Below are 21,372 nucleotides of genomic sequence, written 5' to 3'. Positions count from 1 at the left end.
AGGGTGATGAATTATGAATGGTTTAAAAATTACGAATGTCAGTAAAACCTTTGGCAAAACCAATGTCCTCAAAGACATTAATGTTGAAATTGCTGACGGGAAGTTTCTGATTCTGGTTGGGCCTTCGGGCTGCGGTAAATCCACCTTGCTGAACATTATTGCCGGGTTGGAAACCGCGACTACGGGTCGCATCGAAATCGCCGGGGAAGATGTGATTTCCCGCGACCCGAAAGATCGCAATATTGCGATGGTGTTTCAGTCGTATGCGCTCTACCCGACCATGACGGTGCGCGGCAATATTGCGTTTGGTTTGAATATCCGCAAAGTGCCGAAAGCCGAACAGCAACAGATTGTGGATCGCGTTGCTAAAATGTTACGCATTGAAGACTTGCTGGATCGCAAACCTGCGCAACTCTCCGGCGGGCAACGTCAACGGGTGGCGATGGGGCGAGCCTTGGCGCGTGACCCCGCGATTTTCCTATTCGACGAGCCGCTTTCCAACCTTGATGCAAAATTGCGCGTGGACATGCGTACCGAGATTAAGGAATTGCACCAGCGCATGAAAACTACCGTGGTCTACGTGACCCACGATCAGGTGGAAGCCATGACGTTGGGCGATTACATCGCGGTGATGAAGGACGGGATTATCCAGCAATTTGGCACACCCAGTGAGATTTACAACCACCCGAATAATATGTTTGTGGCGGGGTTCATGGGGTCGCCGTCGATGAATTTCATCCCGTGTCAATTGACCGAAGTGGGCGGGGAAGTGGGCGTGTATTTGCAAGGGCATACCACCCGTTTCTTTGTCCGGCTCTCGCAAACGGGTAAGGATTATTCGCGCTGGTTGGGTAAGAACCTCATGTTTGGGATTCGCCCCGAACATATTACCGATTACGCGGAACAGGTGGGAGCGCAGGAAGCGATTCCTTGCAAGGTGGATATTCTTGAACCAACGGGTCCCGATACCTTGTTATTCATCACCTTGAACAAGGTCAAAGTGGTGTGTCGGGTCACGCCAGAAACGGCATTGCAGCACAGCATCGACAAAATGCCGCTGTATTTCAATACGGCAAAAGCGGTGTTGTTTGACCCCGCATCCGGTTTGGCGATTTAAGCGCTGTGAATTTTGCAATATAGTGAAAAATCAGCAACAAACATTTGATTTTATCCGTCAGTCGGTGTACTTTTGTTAAAAATCCAAAGCGCTTTGGATAAGTGTGAAAGTTGAGAGAGACAACTGAAAATATGCAGGTTTTTCCTGTTTGTTAATTCGATCTGTGGAGGATGGGATCATGAAGAAAAGTGTTAAAAAAGCGGGCTTAAACAAAGCGGTGTTATTGGGTGCAGTGATGTCCGCCTTGTTGGCATCCAGTGCTTACGCGGCTGAAATTAACTTCGTATCCGGTGCGGTCGGCAAGGATATTGAAATCTTCAAAGAATTAGTCAAGCCTTGGGAAAAAGACACAGGCAATACCGTTAAAATCGTACCAATGCCATCATCCACCACTGACCAGTTTGCGCAATACCGCCTGTGGCTGTCAGCAGGCAATACCGATGTCGACGTGTACCAAACCGACGTTATCTGGGCACCCCAATTAGCCGATCAGTTTTTGGATTTGACCGAAGCCGCCAAAGATGTGGTGAAAGACCATTTCCCCTCCATCATTGAGTCGCAAACCGCTGATGGCAAATTGGTTGCCTTGCCCTTGTTTACTGATGCACCCGCGCTGTATTACCGCAAAGACTTGCTGGAAAAGTATGGTGCAAGCGTACCGAAAACGTGGGAAGAGTTGACCGCCACCGCGAAAAAGATTCAGGAAGCCGAACGTGCAGCGGGCAGCAAAGACCTGTGGGGCTTCGTGTTCCAAGGCAATGCTTACGAAGGTCTGACCTGTGATGCGCTGGAGTGGGTCAAATCCTTTGGCGGCGGTCAAATCGTTGAGGCGGATGGCACAATTTCCGTGAACAATCCCAAAGCGGTTGCGGCGTTAGATTTGGCAAAAAGCTGGGTCGGCGGCATTTCCCCCGCTGGCGTATTGTCTTACGGTGAAGAAGAATCACGCGGCATCTGGCAAACCGGCAATGCGGTCTTTATGCGCAACTGGCCTTACGCTTACGCACTCGGCAATGGCGATGACAGCAAGGTGAAAGACAAATTCGACGTAACCACGCTGCCTTCTGGTGGTGACAATGGCAAGTCAGCGGCAACCTTGGGGGGCTGGAACGTGGCAGTTTCCAAATACTCCAAAAACCCCGATGTCGCGATTTCTTTAGCTAAATTCCTCACTTCCAAAGAAACGCAAAAACAACGGGCGCTGAAAGGCTCACAATTACCGACCATCGTGTCCCTGTATGACGATGCCGACATCAAAGCGCAACAGCCGATTATTCCCCGCTGGAAAGACGTATTCATGCAGGCTGTCCCACGCCCGTCCGCCCCGACCAAAGTGAAGTACAACGAAGTGTCTTCCAAATTCTGGTCAGCGGTACACAGCACCTTGTCTGGTAAAGGCACGGCGGCTGAAAATCTGGAAGTGCTGGAAGCTGATTTGACCGAAATGAAAGGCAAAGGCTGGTAACAATAAGTTCCTCCAAACCACCGTAGCAGACAATGCGGTGGTTTCTCTGCTGAATTGTGAGGCATCTTATGCAACAGGCTGAACTTCAAGCACAACGTATTCGTGCGGCAATGTGGTTTCTCCTCCCGATGATCGCTGCTTTAGCGTTCGTGGCGGCTTACCCTTTACTGCGCTCAATCTACTTCAGTTTTACCGACACGACCTTGACCAGTTTGTATACGGGGCAGTGGGTCGGTTTCGATAATTACCTCAATTGGCGCACCTTACCGTCGGGGCGCACGATTTACCGTGGCACTTTGGTTGACCCTGCGTGGTGGAATGCCGTGTGGAATACGGTGCGCTTTGCGTTTGTCTCCGTGTCGATTGAAGCCATTTTGGGCTTAATGGTCGCGCTGGTCTTGAATGCGAATTTCCACGGGCGCGGCTTGGTACGCGCGGCGATTCTGATTCCGTGGGCAATTCCGACCATCGTTTCCGCGAAAATGTGGGCATGGATGTTGAATGACCAATTCGGCATTGTTAACGACATGCTGTTTAATATTGGGCTGATTTCCGAAAAAATTGCGTGGACAGCCAATGTCGATACTGCGATGTGGGCGGTGCTGATGGTGGATATTTGGAAAACCACCCCGTTCATGGCGTTGCTGTGTTTGGCGGGGTTGCAAATGATTCCGCGTGATGTATACGAAGCCTCGAAAATCGACGGTGTACACCCCATCAAAGTCTTTTTCAAAATCACCTTACCGCTGGTAAAACCTGCCTTAATGGTGGCGATTATTTTCCGCATGTTGGATGCGCTGCGTATCTTCGACTTGGTGTATGTGTTAACGCCGAATTCGGCAGCGACCAAAACTATGTCGGTGATTAGCCGTGAAAACTTGATTGAATTCGACAAATTTGCCTACGGTTCAGCCCAATCGACCTTGTTATTCCTCATGATTGCGCTGTTTGTTACCTTGTATATTTGGCTGGGTAAAGTCGATTTGAGCGGGGATAAGCAATGAAAGCGTTAAAATCTGCTGCATTTTATTTGTTGGTGGCGTTCATTGTGTTTATCGCAGTGTTCCCGTTTTACTACGCGATTATTACCAGTTTCAAAACAGGTACGGCATTATTTCAAATTGATTATTGGCCGACGACATTTAGTCTGGACAATTACCGTGATGTGTTTAATCAGGGTGGGTTTTTCCGCAATATCCTGAATTCGGTGCTGATTGCCAGTGTGACGGTGTGTTTGTCGTTATTGTTGGCGGTGACGGCTTCGTATGCGTTGGCGCGGGTACGTTTCCGTGGGCGCGGTTTGTTATTGATGACGATTTTGGCGGTGTCGATGTTTCCGCAGATTGCGGTGCTGTCGGGCTTGTTTGAAATGGTGCGCTTTATCGGGATTTACAATACGCCATGGGCGCTGATTTTGTCGTACACCATTTTTACCTTGCCATTTACCGTGTGGGTGTTGACCACGTTTATGCGGGATTTGCCGATTGAAATTGAAGAGGCGGCGATTATTGACGGCGCAACCCCGTGGCAAATCATTACCAAAGTGTTCATGCCGTTGATGTGGCCTGCGCTGGTGACGACGGGGTTGCTGGCGTTTATCGGGGCATGGAATGAGTTTCTGTTTGCGCTGACGTTTACCTCGTCAACCGAGACACGCACCGTGCCCGTGGCGATTGGAATGCTGTCGGGGGCGAGCCAATATGAAACCCCGTGGGGCATTATTATGGCGGCATCGGTGCTGGTAACTGTGCCTATCGTGATTCTGGTGCTGGTGTTCCAGCGGAAAATCGTTGCAGGTCTGACGGCTGGCGGCGTGAAAGGTTAATCAGGGAGTTTTTGCTATGGCACGTATCCAGTTACAGAATGTGCGTAAATCCTTTGGCGCGGTGGATGTGATCAAGGGTGTGGATCTCGACATCCAGAAAGGCGAATTCATGGTCTTTGTGGGGCCTTCCGGCTGCGGTAAGTCCACGTTGTTGCGGATGATTTCGGGGTTGGAAGACATTACTTCTGGCGATTTGTTGTTTGATAGTGTGCGGGTGAATGCGTTAGCACCATCCAAACGCGGTATCGCGATGGTATTCCAATCGTATGCGTTGTACCCGCACATGACGGTGTACGACAATATGGCGTTTGGAATGAAGCTTGCCAAGGCGGGCAAGGATGACATTCGCACCCGCGTCGAGAAAGCCGCGAAAATGTTGCAAATCGACCATTTACTCGATCGTTTGCCGAAGCAGCTCTCCGGTGGACAACGCCAGCGTGTCGCGATTGGGCGAGCCATTGTGCGTGACCCGCAAGTATTTTTGTTTGACGAACCGCTTTCCAACCTCGATGCGGCGTTGCGGGTACAAACGCGCTTGGAAATCGCCAAGTTGCACCACGATATGAACAACGTCACCATGATTTACGTGACCCACGATCAGGTGGAAGCGATGACGTTGGCAGATCGGATTTGCGTCTTGCGCGATGGCATCGTGGAACAAGTGGGTACGCCAGAGGAACTGTATGCCCAACCGAACTCGTTGTTTGTGGCAGGGTTTATTGGTTCACCGAAAATGAATTTCCTCACGGGCAAGCAGGCGGAGGCGTTTCAATGCCATACGCTGGGTATCCGTGCAGAACATTTGGTAATGGATAATACGAATCCGGTTTGGTCGGGTGAGGTAGTGCATTTTGAAAACCTCGGTTCGGACAATTACTTGTTTGTGGCGATTGGCGAGGAAATGCCCATCATTGTTCGTGTTGATGGTAAAGTGCGTTTACCGTTGGGCAGTACCGTTGGGGTACGTCCGCAGGCTGAAAATTTACACCGTTTTGATGTTAAGGGTAAACCGATGCGTCAATAAATCAACGGTTTGCCGAATAATATAATGAAAAGGTATGTATGTGAGACGCACTAAAATTGTAGCAACCCTTGGCCCTGCCACCAGCACGCCAGAGGCGATTGAAGCCATTATCCGCGCAGGGGTGGATGTGGTTCGTTTAAACTTTTCCCACGGTTCACCAGCGGAACACATTGCACGGGCGGAACTGGTACGTGAAATGGCACAAAAAGCCGGGCGCGTCGTGGGGATTCTCGGCGATTTACAAGGTCCAAAACTGCGTATTTCGCGCTTCCGTGACGGCTATATTACGTTGATAGCCGGTGACACCTTCATTCTGGATGCGGCATTGGATAAAGATGCGGGCGACCAGCAGCGCGTTGGGTTGGGCTACAAGGAACTGATTTACGACGTGGTGGCGGGTGATGAGTTGTGGTTGGACGACGGGCGCATTGTCTTGGCCATCACGGCTGTGCAAGGTCAAGAAATTCATACCCGTGTGATTAATGGCGGCGTGCTTTCCAATAACAAAGGCTTGAATCGTCGTGGTGGTGGTTTGTCGGCGGCTGCCTTGACCGATAAAGACAAGGAAGACATTAAAACGGCTGCCGCGATGAAAGTGGATTTTCTGGCGGTATCGTTCCCACGCAGCGCCCACGATTTGCATAAGGCTCGCCGTTTGATGGTGGCTGCTGGTGGTAGTGCGGCGATTGTTGCCAAGATGGAACGCTCGGAAACGGTCGAACAGCCGACGATGGATGAAATTATTCTCGCCTCCGATGCCATTATGGTGGCGCGTGGCGATTTGGGTGTGGAAATTGGCGATGCCAAGTTGCCCAAAGCCCAAAAGACGCTGATCAAACGCGCCCGTTACCTGAATCGTGCCGTCATTACGGCAACGCAGATGATGGAAACCATGATTGAAAATCCTATTCCGACCCGTGCCGAAGTATTTGACGTAGCCAATGCGGTCATGGATGGCACGGATGCGGTGATGTTGTCCGGTGAAACCGCGATGGGTAAACACCCCGTGCGCGTGGTAGAAACGGTTGCCACGATTTGCAAAGAAGCGGAGCAAGCGAATGCGCACAAACCTGATCACCGCTTAGACCAGCCGTTTGCCTACATGGATGAAGGCGTGGCAATGGCGAGTATGTACATGGCTAGCCACATGGGGGTACGGGCGATTGCGGCATTGACGGAATCGGGCGCAACGCCGTTGTGGATGTCGCGAGTACGGGCGGGCATTCCCATTTATGCCTTAACCACCAATGATGCGGCGGCGCAACGGGTTAGCTTGTACCGTGGGGTATATCCGGTTAAATTGCCTACGCCGTTTAAGGATTCCAAAACGGCGAATCGCGAAGCCGTTGAGCTGTTATTAAAAGTCGGTATTGTCAGCTCAGGCGACTTGGTGATTATTACCAAAGGCGACCTGTCGGGTATCAAAGGCGGCACGAATCAGCTCAAAATTTTGCGCGTCGGCGAACATCAAAACGGTTAACTACAGTCGATCGCTATAGGAGGAAGTATGTCAACTCATAATCCGCGCTTTGTCAGTTTGCTGACTCGCGATACGTTAGCGTTGGTATTGGCGGGGGGGCGCGGTTCGCGTTTGTATGAACTGACCGACCGCCGTGCCAAGCCTGCCGTTTTCTTTGGTGGGAAATTTCGCATTATCGACTTTCCGCTGTCCAACTGCGTCAACTCCGGTATCCGCAAAATCGGGGTGTTGACGCAGTACAAGGCGCACTCCTTGATCCGCCATTTGGTACACGGTTGGTCGAATTTCCGTACTGATCTGGGTGAGTTTGTTGAAATTTTGCCTGCCTCGCAGCGTACTACTAGCAATAACTGGTACGAGGGAACAGCGGATGCGATTTACCAAAATCTGGATATTGTGGAAACGCTGCACCCCAAGTATGTGTTGGTATTGTCAGGCGACCACATTTACAAGATGGATTACGGCGAAATGCTGGCACAACACGTTGCCAAGGGCGCGGATATGACTGTGGCGTGCGTGGGGGTGTCGTTGGAAGATGCCAAAGGGTTTGGCGTAATGACCGTGGATGAGCAGCATCGCGTGATAGCGTTCGATGAAAAACCGGCTAACCCGCAACCCATGCCGGGGTCGGATGACACCGCGCTCGCGTCGATGGGCAATTACATTTTCAATACCGAATTCTTGTTTGAACAGTTGCATCAGGATGCAGCAAACCCTGATTCTAGTCACGATTTTGGCAAGGATATTATTCCCGCCATTATCCATACCCATGCAGTTTACGCGCATCCGTTCCGCGATCCGGTGACGGGTAAGCAACCGTATTGGCGCGACGTGGGAACGATTGATGCATTCTGGGAAGCCAATATGGAATTGGTGGCGGTCGAGCCAGAGCTGAATTTGTACGATGAGACTTGGCCTATTTTGACGCATCATCGCCAGCTCCCTTCCGCCAAATTCGTGTTTCGGGATGAAGGGCGCGAAGGCAAGGCGTTGGATTCGGTCGTGTCCGCAGGCTGTGTGATTTCGGGGGCGGCAGTGATCAATTCCTTGCTGTTTTCCAATGTGAAAGTGCATTCGTACAGCACGGTGACAGATTCGGTGATCTTGCCCGAGGTCAGCATTGGGCGGCATTGCCGGATTAGTCGGGCGGTGATTGATCGTGGTTGCGACTTGCCGGAAGGTACGGTGATTGGCGAAGATCCGGTAGCGGATGCGGCGCGGTTTCGGGTGACGGAAAAGGGGATTACCTTGGTGACTCCGGCGATGCTGGGGCAGTAATCTTTGCGGTGCTACGCCATTATCAGCGTAGCACCCCAATCTTTACGCAACCGACACGTCACCCGTCATGTAGAAAATCGCTACGCCGTTTGCGTCTAACGCCAGCGTAGTGTCGGATAGCTGCGCCGCTGCGCTCAATGCCATATCGAGCGTGCCTTGCACTTGCACGGTTTGCGCTTGCGGCGACAGGTTGAAGACGCACAGGATATTATCGCCACGGGTAAACGCCAAAATCGGTTCTGCCGTATCAAAAAACACGCTATTGCCATGCTGCAAGGCTTCACTGCTCCGGCGTAATGTCAACATCTGCTTGTAAAATGCCAGCACCGAATCGGCTTTACCCACTTGCCCCGCTACATGGCGATTCATTTGCGGTGCATTGATCGGCAACCACGGTTTGCCCGTGCTGAAACCGGTATTGCGTTGGCTGGCATCCCACACCATCGGCGTGCGGCAACCATCGCGCCCTTTGTTTTCCGGCCAGAAACGGATGCCTTGCGGGTCAGTCAATTCATGGTATTCCAAGTCGGATTCAGTTTGCCCCAGCTCTTCGCCCTGATACAAGCAAATCGAACCTTGTAACGACAGCAATAACGCGCTCGCTTGTTTAGCTAACGCATCTTGACTTGCGCCGTGTGCTGCCCAGCGACTCACATGGCGTACCACGTCATGGTTGGAAAATGCCCAGCAAGGCCAGCCGTGTGGTGCATCGGTAAAAAACTCCTCGATCTGTTGGCGGAAATGCGCGGCGCTGAACGCGGTATCCAGCATCTCGAACGAATAGCACATGTGCAGCCGTTTGCCCGTGGTGTATTCGCCCATCATGCGGATAGCGTGGTGTGATTCGCCCATTTCTCCGACCATTGTACGGTCAGGGTATTCATCCAATAACGCCCGCATCCGCTCAATAAAGGGCAGATTTTCCGGCTGATTTTTGGAAAAAATATGGTATTGCATCGCGTAAGGATTCCATTCCGGCACAGCTTTACGGCGGTAATCAGCGGGATCACTACGCAACAACTTGTCATGGAAGTAGAAATTCACCGTATCCAAGCGGAAACCATCAACGCCGCGTTCCAGCCAAAAACGCATCGTGGATAAGAGCCAGTCTTGCACGTCGGGATTGTGGAAATTGAAATCGGGCTGCTCGACTAAGAAGTTGTGCAGGTAATATTGATGGCGACGCGATTCCCATTGCCATGCACCGCCGCCAAAAATCGACAGCCAGTTGTTAGGCGGTGAGCCGTCGTGTTGCGGATCTGCCCACACATACCAATCCGCTTTGGGATTGTCGCGGCTTTGGCGGCTTTCCTGAAAAAACGGGTGTTGATTGCTCGAATGCGAGAGCACCTGATCAATAATGACTTTCAAACCCAGTGCATGAGCGTTGGCAATCAGCGCATCGAAATCCGCTAATGTGCCGAAACACGGGTCAATGTCGGTGTAATTCGCCACGTCATAGCCCATATCCGCCATCGGTGAGGTGAAAATCGGCGATAGCCAAATCGCATCGACACCTAGATCAGCAATATAGGGCAAGCGAGCCGTAATACCGGGTAAATCGCCAATGCCGTTGCCGGTGCTGTCTTGATACGAGCGGGGATAAATTTGATACGTTACTGCGCCACGCCACCATTCGCTCATGGTTAATCTCCTTGGGTCGATCATCGTTATGGGTAGACCAAAGTATAATTCAAAGCGCTTTGAATTTGTAGCAAAGAAACTTAGGCGGGTCTTTTATACGTGCGGGTTGAGCCACGCACAATCAGTTCGACGGGCAATACCGTCTGGCTATGCCCCATGCCTTTATTGTTGATTTCCGCGTGCAGCACTTGGGTGATTTCATAACCAGCAGCACGAATCGACGAACTGGTGGTGGTCAATGGCGGGTCAAACTTATCGGCTTGCAAATAGGGCAGGTGGTCATCGTGTGCAATCAAGGCAATATCATGCCCTGGTTCTAAGCCGTGATGGCGAATTGCACGCATTGCACCCAACGCCAAAATCATGCTGCCGACAATAAACGCGCTGGGGCGGGGGCGTTGCAACAGCAAGCGCGAGACCGAATTGAAGCCGTGTTCCTCGGTCATGCTGCCTTGCGAACACACCAATTGCGGGTCGTAAGTGACCCCGTGTTCTTGCAAGGCTTGGCGGTAGCCTGCGTGACGGTCACGCGCAAAAGTCATGCTTTCATCGCCGTTGACGAGGCTAATGCGTTGATGCCCCAAGTCCAGCAGCAAGCGCGTGGCATTAGCAAATGCGCCTTGGTTGTCGATGTCGAGGTAGGAATACGGAAAGGCGCACTCTGTTCGCCCATGTAATACGAACGGAAAATCGGATTCCGCCAAACACGCCACCCGCGCATCCTGCAAGGTTGGGCTGCTGATCAGAATACCATCCACCCGCCCAGAAATCGCCAGTTGTTGATAAGCCTGCAATTCATTGCTACGCGGCGTGGGCATGATGGTCATGTCCATGTCAGCTTCGGCGAGGCATTGCGCAATGCCTGCCATGAATTCACCGAAGACAGGTTCCATAAATAAGTTTTGTTCGATGGGCAGGATAATGCCGATGTGTTCAGTGCGCCCCGTTGCCAGCGATTTGGCATTGGGATTAGGGCGATAATTCAGCTCAATGGCGGCTTGCATCACCCGTTCGCGGGTACGTTCACTGACTTCGGGATAACCGTTGAGCGCACGGCTGACCGTGGTTTGGGAGAGTCCGAGGTGTTGGGAAAGCGCTTTCAGGTTCATGGGCGTTATGCCATCCGTGGTTTCAATGTATTTGTCTGATTCTAGTCTTAAAAAATCCTGCATACAATTTAAAGCGCTTTGGATTTGTGGTGTAATGTGCGTTCATATCAAACAGAATGACCATCAAAGGAGCAAGCAATGCAGCGTCAGAATCAACAGCCGTATTTACAATTGGGCGGTGACAGTGACTGGTGGAAGGGGGCGGTGATTTACCAAATTTACCCGCGCTCTTACCAAGATTCCAATGGCGATGGGATTGGCGATTTGCCGGGGATTATTCAACGGTTGCCTTATATTGCGGCACTGGGTGTGGATGCGATTTGGATTTCACCGTTTTTTACTTCACCGATGAAAGATTTTGGCTATGACGTGGCGGATTATTGCGATGTTGACCCGTTGTTTGGGGTGTTGGATGACTTTAAAACGTTGTTGAGTTCGGCACATCAATTGGACGTGCGGGTGCTGATTGATTTGGTATTGTCGCACACGTCCGATCAGCACCCGTGGTTTGTGGAAAGCCGTGCGTCAGACACGAACGCCAAAGCGGATTGGTACGTGTGGGCAGATGCCACAGCAGGCGGTTCGCCACCGACGAATTGGTTGTCGATTTTTGGCGGTTCGGCATGGGAATGGGATACGCGCCGCCGTCAGTATTATTTGCATAACTTCCTCACCAGTCAGCCGGATTTGAATTTCCACAACCGTGACGTGCAAGATGCATTGTTGGCTGTGGTGCGGTTCTGGCTGGATTTAGGGGTGGATGGTTTCCGGCTGGATACGGTCAATATGTACGTGCATGATCAGCAATTGCGTGACAATCCGCCGATTGGTGATAAGCGCGTGAATGGGATTGATGCAACCAACCCGTATGCGCTGCAAGAGCCGCTCTACAATATTACTCGCCCAGAAAATCTGGCGTTTTTGGAACGCTTGCGTGGGGTGATGGATGCGTATCCGGCGGTGACATCGGTGGGTGAATTGGGGGCGGTGACGGATATGTATGCGCGAATTGCGGAGTATACCGAAACGGGTAAGCGTATCCACATGGCGTATAGCTTTGATTTCATGACCAATGAATTCAGTGCAGCGCATATTCGGCGCGTCGCAGAAAATATGCAGGCGCAAGGCGGTGGTTGGGCATGTTGGGCTTTTTCCAACCACGATGTTATGCGCGTGGTGAGCCGTTGGGGTTTAGAGCCGCAAGCAGCGCCCTTATTGGTGGCAATTCTGACCAGTTTGCGCGGTAGTGCTTGCCTGTATCAAGGTGAAGAGTTGGGTTTGCCGGAAGCGGAGATTGCGTTTGAGGATTTGCAAGACCCGTTTGGTATCCGCTTTTGGCCGGAATACAAGGGGCGTGACGGTTGCCGCACGCCGATGCCGTGGCGTGATGGTGCGAATGCGGGATTTTCGCCAGAAGGCGTGAAAACGTGGTTGCCTGTGCCAGCGGTACATCAGGCATTGGCGGTTGAGGTGCAAGAGATTGCGGCGGATTCGGTGTTGCAACGTGTTAGCACGTTTTTGCATTGGCGGAAGCAACAGCCGGATTTGCTGAGTGGCGATTGCCAGTTTTTGGATGCACCAGAGCCGTTGTTGGTGATGTTGCGCGGTCAGGTGTGCTGTCTGTTTAATTTGGGGAGTGCGGTGCAAACGTATGTGTTGCCAGTGGCGATGGTATTGAATCCGCTAGCTGCTAACAACGGCTTGGGTGGACGATGTGAGGGGAATACGGTGTATCTTGGTGGCTATGGCGCGTGGTTTGCCGATATAGATTGGTGTCAGAAGCCGGACTCGAACCAGCACGTTGTTACCAGCGAGAGATTTTAAGATTTCATCGTCTTGCGCAGGCGTTATACCCACAAGGTTGTTGGGCTGCGAGTCAGCATCGGTTTCCACCGTTGCTGACACCTAGCTGCCACCCGATACCCGCGTACCGCTGGTGAAAGGTTGCAACGGTATTCTTGCACTCACCGCCAAAGAGGTGTCTGAAAGTCAGGAATCACCCTGTTACCGCAGTGGCGGGCGGAACTGTTTGTGGTGGTTATCGTGATTTCCGGGGTGGTAGCTCATGCGGCGGGAAAGGTGCGCGGATTCAGTTTGCCCATTTTGCCGTTGCGGTAATCCTCTATCGCTTGGCGGATTTCCTGCTGGGTATTCATCACGAAAGGCCCATAGCCAACCACAGGTTCATGCAGCGGTTCGCCCGTCAGCAGCAGCACGGTAGCGGCTTCGCTGCTGTCACGGTCTCGAAGCCCCGGTGCGGGTGCGCACCCACCCCCAGTCGCCGCTCTGTCGGCGGGAAAGCAGGAACGGGCTTTGCAGCGCCTCCAACCCGCTGTCATAAGACAGTAAGGAACATACCGGAAAACCATCGCCTACCCAGTGGCTGCCCTGCGAACACAAAATGCGGTGTAAGGATTTGATTGCCATGTTGAAAGCTCCTGTGAGTGTTGTGTGGACTATTATTCTACTATGCAGTATCAACGGTCACTTGTCTTAAATTCCGCACATTGGCGCAGTATCCTTCTATACTCCCTTCATTATTAGACTTCCTAACCTGAATTTAGGGATCACTACATGCACTCAGACTTGTTAGCTCAGATACTCGCTGACTTGAACGGTACTCATGCCACTATTGAGGCATCTACCCTTATTTCCATGACCGGTTTGGCGCTAGCTTCATCGCTGCCCCCCGATGTGGATGAGGATCGAGTCAGCGCGATCAGTGCAGCGGTTTTGTCGTTGGGCAAAAGTACCCTGCGGACATTGCGGTATGGCGATGTTGAACAAGTACTCATCACCGCCAAGTACGGCACTGTGCTGATTACCCCAGCAGGCGAACAGGCATTTATTGCCGTGTTGGTAAAGCCAGATGCCCGCCTTGACCTGATTACCGCTGCTATTCAGCAGACAGTAGTGCAAATAAAAGAATATCGATAAAACGCTTTCAATGAGGACGAAAACAGTGAAAAACATCGACATACAGGCACTTTGTGAGTATGCCAAACAATTTTCTGGGTTGGATAATGCCAACATCGCGCTCTTGCATCAGGTGTATCCCGATGTGAGTGCAAGGCTGCAAGAAGTGAGCGATATTTTCTATGACCGTTTGCTGCTCATTCCCAAAACGCGTGACTTTCTGGAAGGGCGGGTCGAGGGCTTGAAAAGAACGCATGTGGCGTGGCTACATGAGTTGTTCAGCAGTGATTTCGGCGTGGAATATACCCAGAAGCTCTATAAAGTGGGTGATGTCCACGTCAAGGTCAAGCTGCCGGTCGAGTTTGTGGCGGGGGCGATGACCATTATCCAGTCCGAACTGATCCGTATTTTCGGCGAGGTGTACGCCGATGATCAGGCCATGTTGCTGAAAGCAATTCGGGCGCTCAACGCGGCGACCGGCTTTTCCTTGCTGATCATGCAGGAATCCTACCAGTCCTCCTCCTTGGCGGAAGAATTGGAAAAATTCCTGCGCATCACTGGCATGAGCCGGAAGCTGTTTGACAATCTGGCAAGAGCGTATAAGTAATCGGTTACGTGGTGGCTTCGAGTTGAGTGGTTTCTGGCTCATGGTATTCCACACAACCTCTGCCGCGCCCTTCACCACTTCCTCTGTCACCACGCACCGCGCCACATTTTCTTCGGTTAGGCAAACAATGTCGCCACGTCAGCGTCCATTTCTTGTGCCAGTTCGTCAGCGTCGTAGTTGAAAATGCTGACTTTGTATTACCCACATTTCATCAAAAAGTCGATGCGTGACATACCCGCCAGTTCCGCCGCTTTGCCAGAGGAATTGCCTAGCTCGAACCGCTTCAAGGTAGGTGGAGGCGATGTCCTGATGGCAGGAAAGGGTGCGGTGTGGCGGGGTAGGGCGTATAAACCAGCGGGTAAACCTTCGACGCGATGGATGAATAGCGTCTATATATCCCACATTATTCGTCTATGATTGGTCAGTTGTGTTTGGGGAAGCCGCCTAGTGGGTTGGCTTTTGCGCATGTTCGTGCGGGGCGTAGTGGTAAACACCATCGCCCAGCTCGTCGATACAGTTCCATTGTTACAAAGCAGGCACACACGTCAGGATATTATTTGCTGCGTCTGGTTTAAAATGCCAAGTGCAGGCTTTAACAGGCGTTGCTAGTTTCCTGAATACTCCTAAACTTGAACCGTCATAGCGGCAAACCATATACAGTGGGTGTTTTTTCTGTTCATCAGGTGATTTAAAAGACCAAAGGCTATCACCTTCTTCTTCTGAAAGGTTATCAGCATTATCGGGTATAAGAGTGGCTTGTTCTTTAGGTTCACCGGAATAAAGCATGATTTCTACTAAATTAACCGTATCGCTGACTTCGTTATTACCTGTGTAAGCTATTTCTCCAGATGACTTTTCGTACATGCCTGACCAGTCGGCTGGCTCGGAAACAAGTTTTTCCTTAATTTCCAAGGATAAAGGGCAGGTGTAATCGTCCGCAGCAACACTCGGTGACAACATTGATGCTGCCATTGCTAAAAAAAACCATTGTGTCAACATTTTCGCAAACTCCTGATCAGTTATTTTAAAAATAAAACGTATTTATTGTCTTCTCTATAGATTTGTTACATGGCTCGCTGTAATTATGGCACATCTTTTAGGAGGGTTCTGGATGGCACAAATAATTTACATAACTTTACATTTGAAAGCCTCAATATTATAGAGTGTATGGGCTAAACTTAAAGTGAGGCTAAATAGTCGATAATCAAATTCAAGGAGAACGATTATGAAAATACGTCATTTCATCGTAGCGGCTTTGGCATCTACAATGATGGTCGCGGTAAGTAGTGCTGTATTTGCGGAAGGGGCTAACCCTGTGCAACAGAAACCGATGCAACAACAGCAGCAAGTGCCAGTCAAGCCACCGCCTAAGCCACAAGGACAACAACAGCAAGGACAACAACAGCAGCACCCACAAAAGGCACGTTTTATCCGTGTACATCGGGGGGATACGCTGAGTGGTATTGCGCATAAGTATCGCACGCGTGTCGCCACGCTGAAACGCTTGAACCATCTGCGGGGTGATACTATTTTTGTCGGTCAGCGTCTGCGTATTCGTTAAGCTGAAGTTAGAGCTGCTAGCATAGGGAAGAGGCAGGCTAATTCAGGTAATGCTGGGTTAGCTTGCCTTTTTGTGTAAGGGGTTAGTAACAGGCTGAAACACTTGCCGCATCCGCATTCCCAACCTTGGGTTAGTGCGGATGCAGGAAACGTTACGCTTTTCCGGCAAAATCCTCTCAGCCACAGTTTCCCACACTGACCCGCCGTTTCCACACCATCGGCAAGATCGGTTTTTTGCCTCCAGCAAGACCTGTTCTGCCCCAGGATGTGGGCATAAAGTGGACAAATTGCCACTATCGGTACGTGAATGGGCTTGCCCGACCTGTGGCAGAAACCACGACCGGAATGTGAATGCGGCTATTAACCTAGCCAACTACGCCGTGAGTGACACGGTGTCGGCCTGTGGAAGGGAAGGCGCAAGCCGAAGGTGAAACCAGCCCCCGTGAAGCAGGAATTCAACACCATGACTACTTTTAGTCTGATACAACTCACCTGTTACTAACCCTTTTTTGTAGTAGTTCATGCCTGAACCGAGGTCGGATATTAGCTCAAATGTCCAGCCATGCTGGCCGCAATAGAATCCCAGCACTTACTTTTGGCGTTCCAAATCGTCTTTTTGATTAGTATAAAGTAGAGTTCAAACGAACTGTTCAAGCCCCTATTCCAATCAACAATCAGGAATGCATTATGCCAAACACCAACATGACCAAAACCCAGTGGATTGAACTATTCCGTGAAACTGGCTTGGACGAGGCGACTATGCGCCAGTGGCATCACTTGTTTGAGCAGCGTTACCCAGCGCAGCATCAGGCGTTCAGTACGCTGCCGTATTACAATCCGCCCGCAAATTCCGCATAGCCTTGCATAAACGCCAACTTTTCCTGCGGAACGCTGACATTCACGCCTTCACCCTGTAACTGTTCAAGCAACGCCGCGCCTTGGCTTAAAATGGCTAACAATTGCACTTCGTCAAACATTTGCAGCGCTAATTGCAGCTCGTCTTTGTCGGCAGACAACAGCGTGGGTACTAATTCGTCAGGGTGAATTGGCGAGGCAGGGTTCAACAAATCTGCCACCAAGGGGGCATCTAACAAGGCGAAATGCGCTTCTCGCGCCATTTCTTCCTGATCAAGTTCACTGTGTGCCTGCATATCCGAACCTGCGCCACGGCGCACGCTTGCCATCATAAACCCTAGCAGTTTGCGGATAGCGTCTTTGGTTTTGCCTAATTCATCACCGAGGCTGGAGGCTGTTTCGTAAGTGCGGTCTAAGCGGTCTTTGAGCTGCAAAATCACGTCGCTGTCAACGTTGCCCGTGAGCGCGGTGGTTTCTTCCAGCAAGGTGCGAAATTCGCTGTTAAAGGTTTGCAAGGCTTCGTGGTCAAGGCGTTGCGCGTCGATGAGGTTGTCATCGTCTAAGGTGGGAGCAAACGGGAATAGTGGGTTGCTGGCTTTGCGCAGCAAATGACGTTCGTGTGAGCCGGGGCGTTCACTGGGTTTGATGATCATGGTATGTCCTTCCAACTGAATGGCGGGCAATATCGCACACTGACTGGCTAGCGGCAAATGACGCTAACCAGACCAGTAGAAATCACCTTATTTCTTATCGGTATTCATGCCAATCAGTTTGTAGGCAGGGCAGAAATTCAGATAGGCAGTTGCCAACAGCACAATGCCGATCAGGGTTAGCAAAAAGCCACCTTTGAACACCAAGCCCCAAATCAGCAGGACAGCGCCTGCCCCGAAGCGGATATTTCTATCCATGCTACCAACGTTCTTTTCCATCAGACACCTCTTTCAGTAGTGAACACAAAGGACTAAATCATGTTAGCATTCGTCCATTCATAGCTTAGCAAGAATCAAGCAGAATTCATGGAATTGCAAAACTTTATACGCAAAATCACGGAAAACAGTTCATTTTCCAAGGAAGAAATGACCGCAGCCATGCGCATCATCATGACAGGTCAAGCCACTCCCGCGCAAATCGGCGGGTTTCTGATAGGCTTGCGGATGCGGGGTGAAACGGTGACTGAAATCAGTGCCGCCGCCAGTGTCATGCGCGAATTATCGACCCGTGTTGAGGTGTCGCCGGAACATTTGGTGGATACGTGCGGTACGGGCGGGGATTCATCCGGCACGTTCAATATTTCCACTGCTAGTGCGTTTGTCGCAGCAGCGGCGGGAGCGCGAGTGGCTAAACACGGCAACCGTTCGATTTCCAGCAAATCCGGCAGCGCGGATGTGTTGGAAGCGGCAGGCGTGAATCTGAACATTACCCCCGCACAGGTTGCCGAGTGTATCAATACCTTGGGCGTGGGCTTTCTGTTTGCGCAAAAGCATCACAGTGCGATGGGTCATGCGAGTGCGCCACGGCGGGAATTAGGGGTACGCACGATTTTCAACCTGCTGGGGCCGATGTCGAATCCGGCGAATGCACCCAACCAAGTCCTCGGTGTGTTTGACCAACATTGGGTACGCCCGATGGCTGAGGTGTTGAAAACCTCGGGAAGTCATCATGTTATGGTGGTTCATGCTGCCGATGGGCTGGATGAAATCAGCACCGCAGCCTTGACGTTTGTGGCAGAACTAAAAGATGGTGTGATTACCGAATACACCATGCAGCCTGAAGATGTTGGCTTGCAGCAATCCAGCCTTGACAGTATTCGGGTGGAAACGGCGCAAGAAAGCCTGCAACTGATTCAGGGCGTGTTTGCCGGTGAACAAGGCACAGCGCGTGACATTGTATGCTTGAACGCAGGTGCGGCGATTTACGTGGCAGGTCTGGCGGATAGCCATGCTGCTGGTGTTGCCAAAGCCCAGCAAGTGCTGGATTCCGGTGCAGCCGCCGTGCGTTTGCAGCAATTGATTGACCTAACCAAAAGTTTTGATGCCTGATGAGTACCCCTGATATTTTGCAAAAAATCCTGCGTACTAAGCAGGAGGAAATCGCGGCACGTTCTGCCGTGTGTAGCTTGGCACAATTGCAGGCAGAGGCAGCGAGTGCTTCGCCCGTGCGTGGTTTCGAGCAAGCCATGCGCAAACGTCTGGCGGCGGGTGAAGCAGCGGTGATTGCGGAAATTAAAAAAGCCTCGCCAAGCAAAGGCCTGATTCGCGAAAATTTCGACCCACCTGCGATTGCGGCGAGTTACGAGCGCGGCGGTGCGGCGTGTTTGTCGGTGCTGACCGATGCGCACTACTTTCAAGGCAGCGAAAGCTATTTGCAGGCCGCGCGTGCCGCCTGCCAATTGCCCGTTATTCGTAAAGATTTCATCGTTGATCGGTATCAGGTTTACGAAGCACGGGCGATTGGTGCAGATTGCATCCTGCTGATCGTGGCGGCATTGGCTGACGCACAGATGACGGATCTGTACGTGCTGGCAACGGAACTGGGCATGGATGCACTGATTGAAGTGCATGACAAGGATGAACTTGGGCGTGCCTTGCGTCTCAATGCCCCACTGATCGGTATCAATAACCGCAACCTGCGGACGTTTGAGACGTCTCTGCAAACGACCCTTGATCTGCTTCCTGATGTGCCAGAGGATGTCCTGCTGGTCACGGAAAGCAGCATCCATACCCCCGCCGATGTGCAACTGATGCGTGACCACGGCGTGAACGCCTTTCTGGTGGGCGAAGCCTTCATGCGTGCGGAAGATCCCGGCACTGAACTCAAAAAACTGTTTTTCTAGCAAGCGAGTAAACACAACTTATGCTGGTACACCCTCAATTTGACCCCGTTGCGTTATCGCTGGGCCCGTTGCAAGTGCATTGGTACGGGCTAATGTACGTGATCGGTTTCCTCGGCTTTTTATTCATTGGCAAAATGCGTGCGAAAGAACCGCATAGCATCATGACCGAAGACCGTGTGGATGACATGATGTTCTGGGGTGCTCTCGGCGTGGTTGCTGGTGGGCGCGTCGGTTACATGCTGTTTTATAACCTGAAAGGCTTTTTGTCTGACCCGATTTCGTTGTTTCAGATTTGGGATGGCGGCATGAGTTTCCACGGCGGTTTGCTGGGGGTGATTCTGGCGATGTTCCTGTTGGCACGGCGTTGGAAGCTGACGTTCTTTCAAGTCAGTGATTTTGTTGCGCCACTTGTCCCCATTGGTTTGGGGGCTGGGCGTATCGGCAATTTTATCAACGGTGAATTGTGGGGTAGGGCAACCGACGTGCCGTGGGGTATGGTATTCCCACGGGTAGACGATATTGCACGCCACCCGTCACAGCTTTATCAGGCATTGTTGGAAGGTTTGGTGTTATTCCTCGTGTTGAATTGGTTTAGAAAGCGTTCGCCGCCAGTGGGTGCGATTTCGGGCTTATTCCTCGTGGGGTACGGCATTGCCCGGATTATTGTTGAATTTGTGCGTGAACCCGATGCACAACTTGGCTACGTGGCATGGGGCTGGGTCACGCAAGGGCAAGTCTTGAGTGTGCCTATGGTCTTACTGGGGCTGTTGTTCATGGGCTGGGCATACAAAGCGGGTAAGCGATGAAGCAATACCTCGATTTGATGCGCCATGTGCGTGATCATGGTGTCGTTAAAGCGGATCGCACGGGTACGGGTACGGTATCCGTATTCGGTTATCAGATGCGTTTTGATTTGAGTGCTGGTTTTCCCGTTGTCACCACCAAAAAGTTGCATTTGCGCTCGATTATTCATGAGTTGCTGTGGTTTCTCAAAGGCGATACCAATATCCGCTATTTACAGGACAACGGCGTGAGCATCTGGGATGAATGGGCGGATGACAAGGGTGAGTTGGGTCCTGTTTACGGCTACCAATGGCGTAACTGGCCTACCCCTGATGGGCGGCATATCGACCAGATGGCGCAAATTATCCAGCAATTGAAAACCAACCCCGATTCGCGCCGCATTATCGTCAGCGCGTGGAATGTGGCGGATGTGGATAATATGGCGCTACCGCCGTGCCATGCCTTTTTCCAGTTTTACGTGGCGGAAGGCAAGCTGTCGTGCCAGTTGTACCAGCGCAGTGCCGACATTTTCCTCGGTGTGCCGTTCAATATTGCCTCTTACGCCTTGCTGACCATGATGGTGGCGCAGGTCACAGGGCTGCAACCGGGTGAATTCATCCACACGTTGGGGGATGCGCACCTGTATTCCAATCATTTGGAACAGGTGGAGCTGCAACTCAGTCGTGAACCTTACCCGCTGCCACAGATGAAACTGAACCCAGCGGTGCACGATTTGTTTGCGTTCACCTACGCTGATTTTGAGTTGCTGGATTATACGCATCATTCCTTGATAAAAGCGCCGATAGCGGTTTGATTACCGCTTATCTTGGCTTTACAGCGACCTATCAGTCACGCAAACTATCGACACAATAAGAG

General features: G+C 51.5%; 24 protein-coding genes and 1 pseudogene. 18 read left to right on the top strand and 7 right to left on the bottom strand.

Translation table 11 applies throughout. The features are described from left to right. Nucleotides 1-13 precede the first annotated feature (13 nt). From J1836_RS13955 to glgC, 7 genes are all read left to right on the top strand, one after another. Nucleotides 14-1,117 carry an ABC transporter ATP-binding protein gene (locus tag J1836_RS13955; RefSeq protein WP_207251733.1) on the top strand — a complete coding sequence of 368 codons (1,104 nt, stop codon included), beginning with the start codon at nucleotides 14-16 and terminating at the stop codon, nucleotides 1,115-1,117. 178 nt (nucleotides 1,118-1,295) lie between these two features. Beyond that, nucleotides 1,296-2,582, top strand: a complete 1,287-nt coding sequence (locus tag J1836_RS13950; protein ID WP_207251732.1) for an ABC transporter substrate-binding protein — start codon at nucleotides 1,296-1,298, stop codon at nucleotides 2,580-2,582. A 68-nt stretch (nucleotides 2,583-2,650) separates the two neighbouring features. Further along, the gene (locus J1836_RS13945) at nucleotides 2,651-3,586 is read left to right on the top strand and encodes a carbohydrate ABC transporter permease (protein WP_207251731.1); all 936 of its coding nucleotides are present in this window, start codon (nucleotides 2,651-2,653) and stop codon (nucleotides 3,584-3,586) included. Then, nucleotides 3,583-4,407, top strand: a complete 825-nt coding sequence (locus J1836_RS13940) for a carbohydrate ABC transporter permease (RefSeq protein WP_207251730.1) — start codon at nucleotides 3,583-3,585, stop codon at nucleotides 4,405-4,407. The genes J1836_RS13945 and J1836_RS13940 overlap by 4 nt, the downstream gene beginning before the upstream one ends. 16 nt (nucleotides 4,408-4,423) lie before the next feature. Then, the gene (locus J1836_RS13935) at nucleotides 4,424-5,431 is read left to right on the top strand and encodes an ABC transporter ATP-binding protein (protein ID WP_207251729.1); all 1,008 of its coding nucleotides are present in this window, start codon (nucleotides 4,424-4,426) and stop codon (nucleotides 5,429-5,431) included. A 34-nt stretch (nucleotides 5,432-5,465) separates the two neighbouring features. After that, on the top strand, nucleotides 5,466-6,911 hold the full coding sequence (pyk, locus tag J1836_RS13930) for a pyruvate kinase (RefSeq protein WP_207251728.1): 1,446 nt from the start codon (nucleotides 5,466-5,468) through the stop codon (nucleotides 6,909-6,911). Between the two features lie 27 nt (nucleotides 6,912-6,938). Further along, nucleotides 6,939-8,189: a glucose-1-phosphate adenylyltransferase gene (gene glgC, locus J1836_RS13925; protein WP_207251727.1), complete on the top strand. Its 1,251-nt coding sequence runs from the start codon at nucleotides 6,939-6,941 to the stop codon at nucleotides 8,187-8,189. 42 nt (nucleotides 8,190-8,231) lie between these two features. Here glgC and J1836_RS13920 read toward each other — a convergent pair whose 3' ends face one another. Continuing rightward, a complete protein-coding gene (locus J1836_RS13920; protein ID WP_207251726.1) occupies nucleotides 8,232-9,833 on the bottom strand; it encodes an alpha-glucosidase in 1,602 nt (533 codons plus the stop codon). An 80-nt stretch (nucleotides 9,834-9,913) separates the two neighbouring features. Further along, the gene (locus J1836_RS13915) at nucleotides 9,914-10,942 is read right to left on the bottom strand and encodes a substrate-binding domain-containing protein (RefSeq protein WP_207251725.1); all 1,029 of its coding nucleotides are present in this window, start codon (nucleotides 10,940-10,942) and stop codon (nucleotides 9,914-9,916) included. A gap of 138 nt (nucleotides 10,943-11,080) precedes the next feature. On the opposite strand from J1836_RS13915, the gene J1836_RS13910 reads away from it, so the two are divergent. Next, the gene (locus J1836_RS13910; protein WP_207251724.1) at nucleotides 11,081-12,766 is read left to right on the top strand and encodes an alpha-amylase family glycosyl hydrolase; all 1,686 of its coding nucleotides are present in this window, start codon (nucleotides 11,081-11,083) and stop codon (nucleotides 12,764-12,766) included. A 239-nt stretch (nucleotides 12,767-13,005) separates the two neighbouring features. On the opposite strand, the gene J1836_RS13905 is transcribed toward J1836_RS13910, so the two are convergent. Continuing rightward, nucleotides 13,006-13,281: a pirin-like C-terminal cupin domain-containing protein gene (locus J1836_RS13905; RefSeq protein ID WP_242632855.1), complete on the bottom strand. Its 276-nt coding sequence runs from the start codon at nucleotides 13,279-13,281 to the stop codon at nucleotides 13,006-13,008. Nucleotides 13,282-13,516: 235 nt separating this feature from the next. On the opposite strand from J1836_RS13905, the gene J1836_RS13900 reads away from it, so the two are divergent. From J1836_RS13900 to J1836_RS13890, 3 genes are all read left to right on the top strand, one after another. Continuing rightward, nucleotides 13,517-13,879 (top strand): roadblock/LC7 domain-containing protein, encoded by a 363-nt coding sequence (locus J1836_RS13900; RefSeq protein WP_207251722.1) that lies wholly within the window; start codon nucleotides 13,517-13,519, stop codon nucleotides 13,877-13,879. 10 nt (nucleotides 13,880-13,889) lie between these two features. Further along, the gene (locus J1836_RS13895) at nucleotides 13,890-14,465 is read left to right on the top strand and encodes a protoglobin domain-containing protein (protein WP_207251721.1); all 576 of its coding nucleotides are present in this window, start codon (nucleotides 13,890-13,892) and stop codon (nucleotides 14,463-14,465) included. Between the two features lie 183 nt (nucleotides 14,466-14,648). Next, entirely contained in the window at nucleotides 14,649-14,882 is a 234-nt protein-coding gene (locus J1836_RS13890; protein ID WP_207251720.1) for a hypothetical protein, read from the top strand. A 108-nt stretch (nucleotides 14,883-14,990) separates the two neighbouring features. Here the strand turns inward: J1836_RS13890 and J1836_RS13885 are convergent, their stop codons facing one another. Further along, on the bottom strand, nucleotides 14,991-15,464 hold the full coding sequence (locus J1836_RS13885; protein ID WP_207251719.1) for an STY0301 family protein: 474 nt from the start codon (nucleotides 15,462-15,464) through the stop codon (nucleotides 14,991-14,993). 226 nt (nucleotides 15,465-15,690) lie between these two features. Between J1836_RS13885 and J1836_RS13880 the strand changes: the two genes are divergently transcribed. Together J1836_RS13880 and J1836_RS13875 are read left to right on the top strand one after the other, a co-directional pair. Further along, nucleotides 15,691-16,026: a LysM peptidoglycan-binding domain-containing protein gene (locus J1836_RS13880; protein WP_207251718.1), complete on the top strand. Its 336-nt coding sequence runs from the start codon at nucleotides 15,691-15,693 to the stop codon at nucleotides 16,024-16,026. Between the two features lie 139 nt (nucleotides 16,027-16,165). Beyond that, complete coding sequence (locus J1836_RS13875) at nucleotides 16,166-16,456, top strand: zinc ribbon domain-containing protein (protein WP_207251717.1); 291 nt, start codon at nucleotides 16,166-16,168, stop codon at nucleotides 16,454-16,456. A gap of 68 nt (nucleotides 16,457-16,524) precedes the next feature. Here J1836_RS13875 and J1836_RS21595 read toward each other — a convergent pair. Further along, nucleotides 16,525-16,647: pseudogene (locus tag J1836_RS21595) on the bottom strand (IS607 family transposase); the annotation flags it as partial. 65 nt (nucleotides 16,648-16,712) lie between these two features. Between J1836_RS21595 and J1836_RS13870 the strand changes: the two are divergent. After that, on the top strand, nucleotides 16,713-16,883 hold the full coding sequence (locus J1836_RS13870) for a MerR family transcriptional regulator (protein WP_207251824.1): 171 nt from the start codon (nucleotides 16,713-16,715) through the stop codon (nucleotides 16,881-16,883). Here J1836_RS13870 and J1836_RS13865 read toward each other — a convergent pair. Continuing rightward, nucleotides 16,856-17,533 carry a hypothetical protein gene (locus J1836_RS13865; protein ID WP_207251716.1) on the bottom strand — a complete coding sequence of 226 codons (678 nt, stop codon included), beginning with the start codon at nucleotides 17,531-17,533 and terminating at the stop codon, nucleotides 16,856-16,858. The two genes, J1836_RS13870 and J1836_RS13865, sit on opposite strands and share 28 nt — an antisense overlap. Nucleotides 17,534-17,620: 87 nt before the next feature. After that, on the bottom strand, nucleotides 17,621-17,809 hold the full coding sequence (locus J1836_RS13860) for a YgaP family membrane protein (RefSeq protein ID WP_207251715.1): 189 nt from the start codon (nucleotides 17,807-17,809) through the stop codon (nucleotides 17,621-17,623). An 87-nt stretch (nucleotides 17,810-17,896) separates the two neighbouring features. Between J1836_RS13860 and trpD the strand changes: the two genes are divergently transcribed. Genes trpD through J1836_RS13840 form a run of 4 tightly spaced genes read left to right on the top strand, consistent with a single transcriptional unit; the run spans nucleotide 17,897 to nucleotide 21,310 of the window. Continuing rightward, nucleotides 17,897-18,919 carry an anthranilate phosphoribosyltransferase gene (trpD, locus tag J1836_RS13855; protein ID WP_207251714.1) on the top strand — a complete coding sequence of 341 codons (1,023 nt, stop codon included), beginning with the start codon at nucleotides 17,897-17,899 and terminating at the stop codon, nucleotides 18,917-18,919. After that, complete coding sequence (gene trpC, locus J1836_RS13850) at nucleotides 18,919-19,713, top strand: indole-3-glycerol phosphate synthase TrpC (protein WP_207251713.1); 795 nt, start codon at nucleotides 18,919-18,921, stop codon at nucleotides 19,711-19,713. The genes trpD and trpC overlap by 1 nt, the downstream gene beginning before the upstream one ends. A gap of 20 nt (nucleotides 19,714-19,733) precedes the next feature. Next, complete coding sequence (lgt, locus tag J1836_RS13845) at nucleotides 19,734-20,519, top strand: prolipoprotein diacylglyceryl transferase (protein WP_207251712.1); 786 nt, start codon at nucleotides 19,734-19,736, stop codon at nucleotides 20,517-20,519. After that, nucleotides 20,516-21,310, top strand: a complete 795-nt coding sequence (locus J1836_RS13840; protein ID WP_207251711.1) for a thymidylate synthase — start codon at nucleotides 20,516-20,518, stop codon at nucleotides 21,308-21,310. The genes lgt and J1836_RS13840 overlap by 4 nt, the downstream gene beginning before the upstream one ends. Nucleotides 21,311-21,372 lie beyond the last annotated feature (62 nt).

Origin of the sequence: Thiothrix fructosivorans (genome assembly GCF_017349355.1) — a bacterium.
In the GTDB taxonomy this organism is placed as follows: Bacteria; Pseudomonadota; Gammaproteobacteria; order Thiotrichales; family Thiotrichaceae; genus Thiothrix; species Thiothrix fructosivorans.
This window is presented reverse-complemented; position numbering and strand designations above follow the sequence as displayed.

Excerpts from the sequence above, each read along its gene's own strand:
- J1836_RS13935 (WP_207251729.1), top strand. The coding sequence starts at position 4,424 with ATGGCACGTATCCAGTTACAGAATGTGCGTAAATCCTTTGGCGCGGTG.
- J1836_RS13860 (WP_207251715.1), bottom strand. The coding sequence starts at position 17,809 with ATGGAAAAGAACGTTGGTAGCATGGATAGAAATATCCGCTTCGGGGCA.
- J1836_RS13945 (WP_207251731.1), top strand. The coding sequence starts at position 2,651 with ATGCAACAGGCTGAACTTCAAGCACAACGTATTCGTGCGGCAATGTGG.
- lgt (WP_207251712.1), top strand. The coding sequence starts at position 19,734 with ATGCTGGTACACCCTCAATTTGACCCCGTTGCGTTATCGCTGGGCCCG.
- J1836_RS13910 (WP_207251724.1), top strand. The coding sequence starts at position 11,081 with ATGCAGCGTCAGAATCAACAGCCGTATTTACAATTGGGCGGTGACAGT.
- J1836_RS13895 (WP_207251721.1), top strand. The coding sequence starts at position 13,890 with ATGAGGACGAAAACAGTGAAAAACATCGACATACAGGCACTTTGTGAG.
- trpC (WP_207251713.1), top strand. The coding sequence starts at position 18,919 with ATGAGTACCCCTGATATTTTGCAAAAAATCCTGCGTACTAAGCAGGAG.
- J1836_RS13840 (WP_207251711.1), top strand. The coding sequence starts at position 20,516 with ATGAAGCAATACCTCGATTTGATGCGCCATGTGCGTGATCATGGTGTC.
- J1836_RS13920 (WP_207251726.1), bottom strand. The coding sequence starts at position 9,833 with ATGAGCGAATGGTGGCGTGGCGCAGTAACGTATCAAATTTATCCCCGC.
- J1836_RS13880 (WP_207251718.1), top strand. The coding sequence starts at position 15,691 with ATGAAAATACGTCATTTCATCGTAGCGGCTTTGGCATCTACAATGATG.
- trpD (WP_207251714.1), top strand. The coding sequence starts at position 17,897 with ATGGAATTGCAAAACTTTATACGCAAAATCACGGAAAACAGTTCATTT.
- J1836_RS13905 (WP_242632855.1), bottom strand. The coding sequence starts at position 13,281 with ATGACAGCGGGTTGGAGGCGCTGCAAAGCCCGTTCCTGCTTTCCCGCC.
- J1836_RS13885 (WP_207251719.1), bottom strand. The coding sequence starts at position 15,464 with ATGTTGACACAATGGTTTTTTTTAGCAATGGCAGCATCAATGTTGTCA.
- J1836_RS13915 (WP_207251725.1), bottom strand. The coding sequence starts at position 10,942 with ATGAACCTGAAAGCGCTTTCCCAACACCTCGGACTCTCCCAAACCACG.
- J1836_RS13875 (WP_207251717.1), top strand. The coding sequence starts at position 16,166 with ATGCAGGAAACGTTACGCTTTTCCGGCAAAATCCTCTCAGCCACAGTT.
- J1836_RS13955 (WP_207251733.1), top strand. The coding sequence starts at position 14 with ATGAATGGTTTAAAAATTACGAATGTCAGTAAAACCTTTGGCAAAACC.
- J1836_RS13900 (WP_207251722.1), top strand. The coding sequence starts at position 13,517 with ATGCACTCAGACTTGTTAGCTCAGATACTCGCTGACTTGAACGGTACT.
- glgC (WP_207251727.1), top strand. The coding sequence starts at position 6,939 with ATGTCAACTCATAATCCGCGCTTTGTCAGTTTGCTGACTCGCGATACG.
- J1836_RS13890 (WP_207251720.1), top strand. The coding sequence starts at position 14,649 with ATGCTGACTTTGTATTACCCACATTTCATCAAAAAGTCGATGCGTGAC.
- J1836_RS13950 (WP_207251732.1), top strand. The coding sequence starts at position 1,296 with ATGAAGAAAAGTGTTAAAAAAGCGGGCTTAAACAAAGCGGTGTTATTG.
- J1836_RS13940 (WP_207251730.1), top strand. The coding sequence starts at position 3,583 with ATGAAAGCGTTAAAATCTGCTGCATTTTATTTGTTGGTGGCGTTCATT.
- J1836_RS13865 (WP_207251716.1), bottom strand. The coding sequence starts at position 17,533 with ATGATCATCAAACCCAGTGAACGCCCCGGCTCACACGAACGTCATTTG.
- pyk (WP_207251728.1), top strand. The coding sequence starts at position 5,466 with ATGTATGTGAGACGCACTAAAATTGTAGCAACCCTTGGCCCTGCCACC.
- J1836_RS13870 (WP_207251824.1), top strand. The coding sequence starts at position 16,713 with ATGCCAAACACCAACATGACCAAAACCCAGTGGATTGAACTATTCCGT.